We start from the raw sequence: 11486 nt of genomic DNA, 5'->3' as shown, positions 1-11486 counted from the left end.
CACCTCCCGGGGCAGGCGTGCCTGCTCGGAATCCCGGATGACGCGGACGTAAGGCAGCCGACAGAATCCCGCGTTCCACGGAGAAAAGGTGCATGGAGAAGATCTGGCTGAAGCAGTACCCGGCGGGCGTGCCCGCCGAAGTGAGCGCCGAGCTGTACCCGTCGCTGGTCGCGTTGCTCGAGGAAAGCTTCGGCAAGTATCGCGAGCTGCCCGCGTACAAGTTCATGGGTCGCACCGTGAGCTTCGGCGAGGTCGACGAGCTCTCGCGCGCCTTTGCCGCCTACCTGCAGTCGCTGGGGCTGGCACGCGGTGACCGCGTCGCGATCATGATGCCCAACGTGCCGCAGTACCCGGTGGCCGTCGCGGCCATCCTGCGGGCCGGCTACGTCATCGTCAACGTCAACCCGCTGTACACGCCGCGTGAACTGGAGCACCAGCTCAAGGACTCCGGCGCCAAGGCCATCGTCATCCTCGAGACCTTCGCCGCCACGCTGCAGAAGGTCTACGAGGCGGTGCCGACGAAGAAGGTGATCGTCGCGGCGATGGGCGACATGCTCGGCCTGATCAAGGGCGCGATCGTCAACCACGTCGTGCGCAAGGTGAAGAAGATGGTGCCGGCCTGGGACATCCCGGGCGCGGTGCGTTTCCCCGACGCGCTGGCGCGCGGCCGCAACAAGCCGCTGGCGACGGGCAAGATCGGCCCCGACGACATCGCCGTGCTGCAGTACACCGGCGGCACCACCGGCGTCAGCAAGGGCGCGATCCTGCTGCACCGCAACTTGGTGGCCAACGTGCTGCAGTCCGAGGCCTGGTACCAGCCGGCGCTGAAGAGGATCCCGGCCGGCGAGCAGGTCGTCACCGTCTGCGCGCTGCCGCTCTATCACATCTTCGGCTTCACGGCGAACATGATGCTGTCGATGCGCACCGGCGGCTGCAACATCCTGATCCCCAACGCACGCGACTTCCCGTCGACGCTGAAGGAGCTGTCCAAGCACCGTTTCCACAGCTTCCCGGCGGTCAACACGCTGTTCAACGCGCTGGCCAACCACCCGGACTTCGACAAGGTCGACTGGAGCCACCTGAAGATCAGCATCGGCGGCGGCATGGCGGTGCAGCACGCGACGGCCAAGCTCTGGCTGGAGAAGACCGGCTGCCCGATCTGCGAAGGCTACGGCCTGTCGGAGACCAGCCCGTCGGCGACCTGCAACCCGGTCGACACCGACGCCTACAGCGGCGCCATCGGCCTGCCGCTGCCGTCCACCGAGGTCTGCCTGCTCGACGACGACGGCCGCGAGGTGCCGCCCGGTGTCGCCGGCGAGATCGCGATCAAGGGCCCGCAGGTCATGGCCGGCTACTGGCAGCGCCCCGACGAGACCGCCAAGGTGATGACCGCCGACGGTTTCTTCCGCACCGGTGACGTCGGCCTGGTCGACGAACGCGGCTACTTCCGCATCGTCGACCGCAAGAAGGACATGATCCTGGTCTCGGGCTTCAACGTGTACCCGAACGAGGTCGAGGACGTCATCACGCAGATGCCCGGCGTGCTCGAGTGCGCCGCCGTCGGCGTGCCCGACGCCAAGGCCGGCGAGGCCGTGAAGGTGGTCATCGTCAAGAAGGACCCGGCGGTCACCGAGGCCGACGTGCGGGCCTACTGCGAGGCCAACCTCACCGGCTACAAGCGGCCGAAGGTGGTCGAGTTCCGCACCGACCTGCCCAAGACCCCGGTCGGCAAGATCCTGCGGCGCGAACTGCGCGGCTGACGCCATGGGCGCCGACCGCCGCACGGGCGCCTGCGCCCGCCGGGGCCGCGCATGAGCGTGCGCCTGCAGCGCACCGACGCCGGGCGCGAGGCCATCCGCGCCCGCGACGGCCAGCTCTCTCGCGCCGCGCGCAACCTGCTGCTGATCGTCGACCCGTCGCGGCCGGCCGAGCAGTGGCTGGCCGCCGTCGCCGGCGCCGAAGCGGCCGACCTGGAGCGCCTGATCGCGCTCGGCTACGTTGCCGAGAGCAGCCCGCCGCCGCGTCTGGCGGCCGCTGCGGCGGCCGTCTCGCGGGCGCAGGGCGCGGCGCAGGCCGCGCTGGCCGGCGCCGAGCCGCGGGTGCTGTACGACCTGCTGACCTCCGAGGCCCGCTCGCGGCTGGGCCTCGTCAAGGGCTACCGCATGGTGCTCGACGTCGAGCGCAGCCAGGGCCTGGACGAGCTTCGCCAGCTCGCGCTGCGTTTCGTAGACGAGCTCGAGGCCGCCGACGGCGAGGCTGCGGCGCTGGCCTTCTGCCGCCGCCTCGGCGGCGCGCCCTGAGCAACGGGGCGGCGCGCCGGGGGCGGCTTGCGGCACACTGCGCGCCGCGATGAGCACCCGTCTTTATCTCGACATTCCCCTGGCCGCCGGCAGCACGCTGGCGCTGCCGCCCGGCGCCGCGCGCCACGTCCAGGTGCGCCGGCTGCAGCCCGGCCACGCCTTGGTCCTGTTCGACGGCGGCGGCGCCGAATGGCCGGCCGAGGTCGTCGCGATGGGGCGCAGCGAGGTCACGGTGCGTGTCGGCGAGCCGCAGGCCGTCGAGCGCGAGCTGCCGTTCGCGGCGACGCTGGCCGTCGGCATGCCGGCCAACGACCGCATGGACGCGCTGGTCGAGAAGGCCACCGAACTCGGCGTCGCGGCGATCCAGCCGCTGGTCTGCGAACGGTCGGTGCTGCGCCTGGACGGCGAACGTGCCGAGCGCAAGCAGGCGCACTGGCAGGCGGTGGCCGTGGCCGCCTGCGAGCAGTGCGGGCGCACGCGCGTGCCGCGCATCCAGCCGGTGCGGCCGTTGGCGGCCTGGCTGGGCGCGCTGCCCGCGGAGCAGGATCTCGGCACCCGGCTGCTGCTGAGCCCGCGCCCCGGCGCGCGCCCGCTGGCCGAGCGGCTGCCGGCCGGTGCCGGCTTCTGCACGCTCAGCGGCCCCGAAGGCGGCCTGTCGCCGGCCGAGGAGGCCGCGGCCGTTGCCGCCGGCTTCGCCGCCGTCGGCCTGGGCCCGCGCGTGCTGCGCGCCGACACCGCGCCGCTGGCGGTGCTGGGCTGGGCCGGGCTGCGGGTCTGACCCGCTGCGCGGCAGCCGGCGCCGCCGCGACAATCGCCGCCGATGCGGCACGACGAGTACCTGCGCCACGACGCCACCGCGCTGGCCGATCTGGTGCGCCGCGGCGAGGTCTCGCCGCACGAGCTGCTGGACCTGGCCCGCGCCCAGGCCGAACGGGTGCAGCCACGTCTCAACGCCGTCACACGCTGGCTGCCGGCGCTGGCCGAGGCCCAGCTGGCGCACGGCGCCGCCGGTCCGCTGGGCGGTGTGCCGTTCGTCGTCAAGGACAGCGTCGCCGATGTCGCCGGCGTGCCGACGAGCTACGGCAGCCGCGCCGGCGAACGCCTCGTGCCGCCGGTGCACGCCGCGGTGCTGCGCCGGCTGCTCGACGCCGGCGCGACGGTCTTCGCCAAGACCAACCTGCCGGAGTTCGGCCTCAAGGGTGTCAGCGACTCGCGCGCCTTCGGCCCCGTGCGCAACCCCTGGGACCCGGCGCGCCACGCCGGTGGCTCCAGCGGCGGCTCGGCGGCGGCGGTCGCCGCGGGTGTGGTGCCGATGGCCGGCGGCAACGACGGCGGCGGCTCGCTGCGCATCCCGGCGGCGTTCTGCGGGCTGTTCGCGCTGAAGCCGTCGCGCGGGCGCATCTCCAACGGCCCGGGTCTGGGCGAGGTCTGGTTCGGCGCCTGTTCGGAAGGCGTGATCTCGCGCAGCGTGCGCGACAGCGCGCTGGCGCTGGACATCCTCTGCGGCCCCGAGCCCGGCGACCCGTTCACCGGCGCCGCGCCGGCCGAGCCCTTCGTCGCCGCGCTGCGCCGGCCGCCGGCGCGGCTGCGTGTGGCGTTCTCGACGGCCTCGCCGCTGGGCACCGCGGTCGACGCCGAGGCCGCGGCGGCGGTGCAGGCCGCGGCGCGCCGGCTCGAAGCCCTGGGCCACCACGTCGAGGAAGCCGCGCCGCCCGTCGACGGCCACGCGGTCGCGGCCTGTTATCTGCAGCTCTACGCGGCCCAGGTGCCGGCGGTGATGGCCCAGGCGCGTGCGCTGGGCGCGCGCGACACCGAGTTCGAGCCGCTGACGCGGGTGATGGCCGCCTACGGCCAGCGCCTGGGCGGCGCGGCGCTGACCGCCGGCCTGGCGCGCTGGAACGGGTTCGCGCGCACGCTGGGGGCCTTCTTCACCGCCCACGACGTCTGGCTGACGCCGACGACCGCACGGCCGGCGCTGCCGCTCGGTGCGCTGGAGCCGTCGCCGGCCGAGGCCCGGCTGACCGACCTGCTGCTGGCCAGCGGGCTGCTCGCGCCGCTGGCGCGCTGGGGCGCGCTCGACACGCGTGTGCAGCGCCTGTTCGTGCAGAACCTGGCGCCGTACCCGTTCACGCAGCTCGCCAACCTGGCCGGCGTGCCGGCGATGAGCCTGCCGCTGCACCGCACGCCCGAGGGTCTGCCGCTGGGCGTGCAAGCCGTGGGCCGCCAGGGCGACGAGGTGACGCTGCTGCAGCTGGCGGCCGAGCTCGAGGCCGATGCGCCTTGGTTCGACCGCCTGCCGCCGATCGCCAGCGGTTCAGCCGCCCAGTGAGAACGGCAGCAGCGACCGTTCGGTGCCGAAAGCCAGCCGGTCGAACAGGCCGTAGACCGCGACGCCGCCGTCCCAGGCGCTGGAGATGACGACCCGGGTGATGACCGCGCTGCCGGCCGACACCATCAGCACCTGCCAGCTGCCCCAGGCCGGGTCGCCGGGGTTCAGCGGGTAGCGCGTGCGCTCGAGCAGCCGGTTGCCGGCGTCGTAGGCCTCGATGAAGGGTCGCGCCGTCGGGTTGCCGAAGTACTCGGGCGGCAGCACCGGCTGGGCGTCGATCGACACCCATTGCTGCGGCTTGTCGAAACGCGCCTCGATGCCGCCCTGGCGCGCGTCGAACAGGCTCAGCTGCGGCGGCGCGACCACCGACACGCCGTTGGGCGCGCTCTCGATGCCCCAGGCCGAGCGTGCGTAGCTGCTCCAGCGCCGCGGCGGGCTGGTGCTGATCGACGCGAAGTGCACGCCCTTGGCGGCGTACTGCTCGTCGATGACGGTGCCGTCGGGCACGTCGTCGAAGGTGATGATCGTCGGGCGGGCGAACGGCAGCGGCGGGCGCGGCCGGAACAGGTCGGTGCGGTTGGGTGCGGGCACGGAGCCCAGCAGGTCCAAACGGGTGGCCATGATCGATCTCCTGGTGCGGACAACGGTCGCCCGGCGGCCGGACGACTGCGCCGCGGGGCCCGTCGAGGCCATGCTCGGCCGCACCGCGGCCCGCCGCTTGCGCTGCGTCAGCGAAGCCCGGGGCACCCCCCAGCCCGCAGTCGGTGCGCCGGCGCGCGGCGAGGTGTTGCCGCGGCCGGGCCGGCCGTTCAGCGGCCGGCGGCGATCTCGCGCAGCGCCTGCTCGAAGACCTCGGGCGGCTGGCCGCCGGAGATCAGGTGGCGTTCGTTGACGACGACGCCGGGCACCGAGCGGATGCCCAGCGCCAGCCAGCGCTGCTCCTCGGCGCGCACGGCGTCGGCGAACTCGCCGCGTTCGAGCACCTCGCGGGCGCGGGCCTCGTTCAGCCCGACGCCGGCCGCGACCTGGGCCAGCACCTCGGGGTTGCTCGGGTTGCGGCCTTCGCCGTGGTAGGCGGCGAGCAGCGCCCGCTTGAGGTCCAGCGCCCGGCCTTCGAGACCGGCCCAGTGCAGCAGCCGGTGGGCGTCGAAGGTGTTCCAGATGCGCGTGCGCTCGCCGAAGGCGAAGCCGACCGCCGCGCCGCGTTCGGCCAGCGTGCGCCGCACGGCGGCGAACTGCTCGGGCGCGCCGCCGTACTTGCGCTGAAGATGTTCGTCGATGGCCTCGCCTTCGGGCGCCATGTCGGGGTTCAGCTCGAAGGGGCGGACCTCGATCTCGGCCTCGATCTCGCCGGCCAGGTTCTCCAGCGCCCGCTCCAGCGACGCCAGGCCGATGGCGCACCAGGGGCAGACGACGTCGCTGACGAAATCGATGTGCAGACGCTTCATGCGGCCTCCTTGTTGGACCCGGCAACCATGTCGAAGCGGAACAGCCGGCATTCGATGGGCCCGTTCCACATCGGCACGCGCCGGCTCTCCTTCAGCCGCATCAGCGACGGCAGCTTCATCTCCGGGCTCAGCACCCAGGCCGTCCAGCCGGCGTAGCGGCGTTTCCAGTGTGCGGCCAGCGCGCCGAAGAACTCGGCCGACGAGCCGCCGCCGTCGAAGCCTTCGCGTGCGCCGCCGGGCGCGTCGCCGCGTGCGCTGCCGCTGCCCTTGGGCGCGATGCGCTCGCCGTACGGCGGGTTGAGCATCAGCGTGCCGCGTTCGGCCGGTGCCGGGCGCTGCAGCGCGTCGGCAGTCTTGAAGGCGATGGCCTGGCCGACGCCGGCGTTGGCGGCGTTGCGCGCCGCGAAGTCGGTCATGCGAAAGCTCACGTCGCCGGCGAAGACCTCGACCGCCGGCGCGTGCACACGCTCGCGCGCGGCCTGCTGCAGCTCGCGCCAGGCGCCGAGCTGGTCGCGGAAGGGCAGCAGGCGCTCGAAGGCGAAACGGCGCTTGATGCCCGGGGCGATGCCGCAGGCGATCTGCGCGGCCTCGATGGCGATCGTGCCGGCGCCGCAGCAGGGGTCGAGCAGCGCGCCGTCCGCCTCGCGGCCCTGCCAGCCGGCGGCGGCCAGCATCGCCGCGGCCAGCGTCTCCTTCAGCGGCGCCTCGCCCTTGACGCCGCCGGCGCGTTCGTCGCGCCAGCCGCGCTTGAACAGCGCCTCGCCCGAGGTGTCGGCGTACAGCGTCGCGTGCTCGGGGCCGACGTAGAGCTGCAGCGACAGGTCGGGGTGGCGGGTGTCGACGCTGGGGCGTTCGCCGCTCGTTTCGCGCAGCTGGTCGCAGACGGCGTCCTTCACGCGCAGCGTCGCGAAGTTCAGGCTCTTCAGCGGCGAACGCTGCGCCGCGACGTCGACACGCAGCGTCTGGCGCGGCGTGATCCAGTCGTCCCAGCGCACGCGGCGCGCGAGTTCGTAGAGCTCGTGCTCGTCGCGGTAGGGGCCGTCGATCAGCGGCCACAGCACACGCTGGGCGAGCCGGCTCTCCAGGTTCAGCGCCATCGCGGCGCGGGCGTCGCCGTCGACGAAGACGCCGCCGCGCACGGCCTCGGTGCGGCAGCCGGTGATGCGGGCGGCCTCGTCGGCCAGCAGCGGCTCGACGCCACCGGCGCAGGGAAGGAACAGGGAGACGGTCATGACGGCGGCGCGACGGACGAAAGCGCTGGACTGTAGTCCAGCTGCGGCGGCGGCGGCGCGTTGTGGCGGAGGACGCGGAGGACGGGGTCACGGAGGACGGGGTCAGGTCTCGCGAGACCTGACCCCGGGCTGCCCCGCGAGACCTGACCCCGGGCTGTGGTCGCGTCAGATCGCCCGGCGCAGCGAGGCCGGCGCGATCTTCAGCGCCTCGCGGTACTTGGCGACGGTGCGGCGCGCGACCTGGATGCCCTGCTCCTCGAGCATCTGCGACAGCTGGCTGTCCGACAGCGGCTTGCTGGCGTCCTCGGCCGAGACGAGCTGCTGGATCAGCGCCCTCACCGCGGTGCTCGACGCGTTGCCGCCGGCCTCGGTGTTCAGCGAGCTGCCGAAGAAGTACTTCAGCTCGAAGGTGCCCTGCGGCGTGGCCATGTACTTGGCCGTCGTCACGCGCGAGATCGTGCTCTCGTGCAGGCCCAGCTCGTCGGCGATCTCGCGCAGCACCAGCGGCTTCATCGCGATCGCGCCGTGGGTGAAGAAACCCTTCTGGCGCTCGACGATGGCCTTGGACACACGCAGGATGGTGTCGAAACGCTGCTGGATGTTCTTCATGAACCAGCGCGCCTCCTGCAGCCGCGACGACAGCCCGCCGGCGCCGTTGCGCTGGCCGCGGATCGCCTGGGCGTAGAGGTCGTTGATGCGCAGCTTGGGCATCACGTCCGGGTTCAGCAGCACCTTGAAGCCGCGCCCCGACTTCTGGACGATGACGTCGGGCACGATGATGTTCGACTCGGCCGGCGCGAACGGCCGCCCCGGCTTGGGCTCGCAGGCGACGATCAGTGCCTGCGCCTGGCGCAGCAGGTCCTCGCCGGCGCCGGTGGCGGCGGTCAGCTTCTTCACGTCGCGCCGCGCCAGCAGCTCCAGCGAGTGCTCGCAGATGCGGATCGCGACCTCGCGCGCCTCGCAGCGCGGCGTCGTGCGCAGTTGCAGCACCAGGCACTCGGACAGCGAACGTGCGCCGACGCCGGTCGGCTCCAGGCTCTGCAGCCAGCGCAGCGCGCACTGCAGGCGGTCGGCCAGGGCCTCGCGCTGCTCCTCGTCGTCCAGGTCCAGCATGTCGGCCAGGCGCGCGGCGATGTCCTCCAGCGGGTCGGCGAGGTAGCCGTCGTCGTCCAGCGACTCGATCAGCACGTGCAGTGCCGCAGCGTCCTCGGCCGACAGCCGCATGCCGGCGATCTGGCGCCGCAGGTGGTCCTGCAGCGTGCCGGCGCCGGCGCGGCGCTCCTGCGGGTCGAGGTCGTCGTCGCCTTCGGGCGCGGCCGCGGCCGGGGTCTCGCGGATGCCGTCGAAGTCGTCGCGCTCGGTGCCGTTCTCCCAGTCGTCGCGTTCGGTGGTGCCGAACTCGGCGGCGTCGACCTCGGCCGGTGCCGGCTCGGCGGCACCGTCGCCGTCGTCACGCTCGGCGACGCGGTCGACGGTGGCACGTTCGGCCGGCGCGTCGAACGGTGTCGCCGCGTCCTCGTCCATCTCCAGGAACGGGTTCTGCTCGAGCATCTGCTCGACTTCCTGGTGCAGCTCCAGCGTCGACAGCTGCAGCAGCCGGATCGACTGCTGCAGCTGCGGCGTCAGCGCCAGATGCTGCGACAGGCGGACTTGGAGGGAGGGCTTCATCGGCCGCGCGTCACATCTTGAAATGCTCGCCGAGGTAGACCTTGCGCACCTCGGCGTTCTCGACGATCGCCTGCGGCGTGCCTTCGGTGAGCACGCTGCCTTCGCTGATGATGTAGGCGCGGTCGCAGATGCCCAGCGTCTCGCGCACGTTGTGGTCGGTGATCAGCACCCCGATGCCGCGCGACTTGAGGAAGGCGATGATGCGCTGGATCTCGATGACGGCGATCGGGTCGACGCCGGCAAAGGGCTCGTCGAGCAGGATGAAACGCGGCTGCGTGGCCAGCGACCGGGCGATCTCGACGCGGCGGCGCTCGCCGCCGGACAGCGCCGGCGCCGGCGAGTCGCGCAGCTTCTCGATCGACAGGTCGTGCAGCAGCTTGTCCAGCAGCTCCTGGATCTGCGCCGGCTTCAGCGGCCGGCCGTCCGGGCCCTGCTGCAGCTCGAGCACGGCGCGGATGTTCTCCTCGACGGTCAGCTTGCGGAAGATCGACGCTTCCTGCGGCAGGTACGACAGCCCCAGGCGCGATCGCTGGTGGATCGGCAGGCGCTCGACCGGGCGGCCGTCGATGCGGATCTGGCCGGCGTCGGCACGCACCAGGCCGACGACCATGTAGAAGGTGGTGGTCTTGCCGGCGCCGTTGGGGCCGAGCAGGCCGACGACCTCGCCGGCGGCCACCGACAGGTGCACGTCCTTGACGACGCGCCGCTGGCCGTAGCTCTTCTGCAGGTTCTCGGCTTCGAGCCGGCTGCCCGCGACGGCGGTTTCCATCAGCGCTGGCCCCCGAGCGAGCGCGCCGGCGCCAGCGGCGCGGCCGAGGCCGGCGCGGCCGGCGGCGTGGCCGCCTTGTCGCTGCGCGGGCTCAGCACCGCGCGCACGCGACCGCTCGGGTTGGCACGGGTCGTCTCGCCGCCGGCGACGCTGAAGGTCTCGGCGGTGTTGTCCCAGACGATCTGCGAGCCGGTGATCTCGTCGGCGACGACCGCGCCGCGCAGCCGGCGCACCGCGCCGTTGCCGATGAAACGCAGCGTGTCGGCGCGGCCGTCGTACTCGATGCGGTCGGCCACGCCCTCGACGACCTCGTCGACACCGTCACGCTTCTGGCGGTAGCTCGCCGGGCGGCCGGCGCTGCCGATGGCGGTGGCGGCGCGGTAGCCGTCGGCCGTCTCGCGCAGCTCGACGCGGTCGGCGCGGATGACCATCGTGCCCTGGGTGATGACGACGTTGCCGTTGAACTCGACGAGCTGGCGCTGCAGGTCGACCGAGCCCGGCCGGTCGGCCTCGACGACCATCTGGCGCTCGCGGTCGGCGCGCTCGGCGGCCGCGGCGGCGCACAGCAGCGCCAGCACCAGCGGTGCGGCACGGCGGAGGAGGGCGAAACGGAGCGTCATTTTCGGCACGAAACTTGCAAGCATTCTAGCCACAAGTTCGTGCCGTCGAACAGGGTTCGCGGGCCCCGCGTTGCGAGGCCGATGCGCCGGATCAAGACCCGGCGCGGGCCCGGGCTCAGGCGCCCTGGCGGGAGCGGGCGATCAGGAAGTCGGCCACCGCGAGCGCACGCTCGTGGCCGCCGGCCAGGGCGCCGGAAGTGTAGTACCGGCCCTGGATGCCCATCGCCGGCACGCCGTCGATCTTGTAGGCGTCGGCGAGCTGCTTGGCGCGGCTGGCCTTGGTCGCCACGCTGAACGAGCGGAAGGCGTCGCCGAAGCGCTTGCCGTCGAGGCCGTTGGCGACCATGAAGTCGATGATGTCCGACTCCGACAGCAGGCGCTTGCCCTGCACGTGGATCGCGTTGAACACCTTGCGGTGCACCGCGCCGACCTGACCCATCTCCTCGAGCGCGTAGAAGATCTTCTGGGCGATCTGGTGGCGCGCGGTGAAGCCCACCGGCACGCGGCGGAACACGACGTCGGCCGGCAGGCGCTTGCTCCAGGTCTCCAGCAGCGGCTCGAAGTTGAAGCAGTGGCCGCACTCGTACCAGAAGAACTCGACGACCTCGACCTTCTTGCCCTCGGGGATCGAGGTCGGTGCGGGCGTCTGCAGCCGCACGTAATGCGTGCCCTCGACCGGCCCGCCCTGCGCGCGGGCGCCACCGGCCATCGCCAGGCCCAGGCCCGCACCGGCCAGTTGGATCGAGAAATCGCGCCGCTTCATGAGTTTCCTTTCGAGTGATCGGTGTCGTCGCATGGGACCGGCCGCACCCGTGCCGGGTTCCCTGCTCAGGGCTTCTCGGCGCGGACCAGCCGGGCGTCGATGTTCGCCGCCTGCAGCCGTCCCTGGACGGCCTCGGCGTCGTCGCGCGTGCCGTAGGGGCCCGTGCGCACCCGGTACATCGTCTTGCCGGCCTGCTCGCGCTCGCTCACCTTGGCCGTGAAGCCGAGCATCGCCAGGCGGGCGCGCTCCTGCTCGGCGTCCTCGGTGCGCGTGAACGCGCCGGTCTGCACGAAGTACACGAACGCTTCAGCGGCCCGGTCGGTGGACTGGCCGGCGAGGATGGCCGCCGGATCGCGG

General features: G+C 72.9%; 12 protein-coding genes. 4 read left to right on the top strand and 8 right to left on the bottom strand.

Annotated features, from left to right (window positions below):
• The first annotated feature begins 92 nt into the window (after positions 1–92).
• The 4 genes from RBXJA2T_RS13105 to RBXJA2T_RS13090 are packed head-to-tail and all read left to right on the top strand — an operon-like array spanning position 93 to position 4629.
• Positions 93–1760, top strand: coding sequence for a long-chain-fatty-acid--CoA ligase (locus RBXJA2T_RS13105; protein ID WP_009857870.1), 1668 nt, complete (start codon positions 93–95; stop codon positions 1758–1760).
• 51 nt (positions 1761–1811) lie between these two features.
• Positions 1812–2300, top strand: coding sequence for a hypothetical protein (locus RBXJA2T_RS13100; protein WP_009857869.1), 489 nt, complete (start codon positions 1812–1814; stop codon positions 2298–2300).
• 49 nt (positions 2301–2349) lie between these two features.
• Positions 2350–3078 carry a 16S rRNA (uracil(1498)-N(3))-methyltransferase gene (locus tag RBXJA2T_RS13095; RefSeq protein ID WP_009857868.1) on the top strand — a complete coding sequence of 243 codons (729 nt, stop codon included), beginning with the start codon at positions 2350–2352 and terminating at the stop codon, positions 3076–3078.
• Between the two features lie 42 nt (positions 3079–3120).
• Complete coding sequence (locus RBXJA2T_RS13090; protein WP_009857867.1) at positions 3121–4629, top strand: amidase; 1509 nt, start codon at positions 3121–3123, stop codon at positions 4627–4629.
• Here RBXJA2T_RS13090 and RBXJA2T_RS13085 read toward each other — a convergent pair.
• The 8 genes from RBXJA2T_RS13085 to RBXJA2T_RS13050 all read right to left on the bottom strand — a co-directional run.
• A complete protein-coding gene (locus tag RBXJA2T_RS13085; RefSeq protein WP_009857866.1) occupies positions 4615–5250 on the bottom strand; it encodes a hypothetical protein in 636 nt (211 codons plus the stop codon). The genes RBXJA2T_RS13090 and RBXJA2T_RS13085 overlap by 15 nt on opposite strands.
• A gap of 188 nt (positions 5251–5438) precedes the next feature.
• On the bottom strand, positions 5439–6077 hold the full coding sequence (locus tag RBXJA2T_RS13080) for a DsbA family oxidoreductase (RefSeq protein ID WP_009857865.1): 639 nt from the start codon (positions 6075–6077) through the stop codon (positions 5439–5441).
• Positions 6074–7309, bottom strand: a complete 1236-nt coding sequence (locus RBXJA2T_RS13075) for a THUMP domain-containing class I SAM-dependent RNA methyltransferase (RefSeq protein WP_009857864.1) — start codon at positions 7307–7309, stop codon at positions 6074–6076. The genes RBXJA2T_RS13080 and RBXJA2T_RS13075 overlap by 4 nt, the downstream gene beginning before the upstream one ends.
• Positions 7310–7474: 165 nt before the next feature.
• Complete coding sequence (locus tag RBXJA2T_RS13070) at positions 7475–8977, bottom strand: RNA polymerase factor sigma-54 (protein WP_009857863.1); 1503 nt, start codon at positions 8975–8977, stop codon at positions 7475–7477.
• A 10-nt stretch (positions 8978–8987) separates the two neighbouring features.
• Positions 8988–9746: an LPS export ABC transporter ATP-binding protein gene (lptB, locus tag RBXJA2T_RS13065; protein ID WP_009857862.1), complete on the bottom strand. Its 759-nt coding sequence runs from the start codon at positions 9744–9746 to the stop codon at positions 8988–8990.
• Positions 9746–10366 (bottom strand): lipopolysaccharide transport periplasmic protein LptA, encoded by a 621-nt coding sequence (gene lptA / locus RBXJA2T_RS13060; protein ID WP_009857861.1) that lies wholly within the window; start codon positions 10364–10366, stop codon positions 9746–9748. The genes lptB and lptA overlap by 1 nt, the downstream gene beginning before the upstream one ends.
• A gap of 115 nt (positions 10367–10481) precedes the next feature.
• Complete coding sequence (locus RBXJA2T_RS13055; protein WP_009857860.1) at positions 10482–11129, bottom strand: thiol:disulfide interchange protein DsbA/DsbL; 648 nt, start codon at positions 11127–11129, stop codon at positions 10482–10484.
• Positions 11130–11194: 65 nt separating this feature from the next.
• On the bottom strand, positions 11195–11486 hold a 292-nt coding region (locus tag RBXJA2T_RS13050), incomplete at its 5' end, for an SPOR domain-containing protein (protein WP_009857859.1).

This window comes from Rubrivivax benzoatilyticus JA2 = ATCC BAA-35 (assembly GCF_000190375.1).
Classification (GTDB): Bacteria; Pseudomonadota; Gammaproteobacteria; order Burkholderiales; family Burkholderiaceae_C; genus Rubrivivax; species Rubrivivax benzoatilyticus.
The sequence above is the reverse complement of the archived record's forward strand: the minus strand, read 5'-3'. Positions and strand labels throughout refer to the sequence as shown.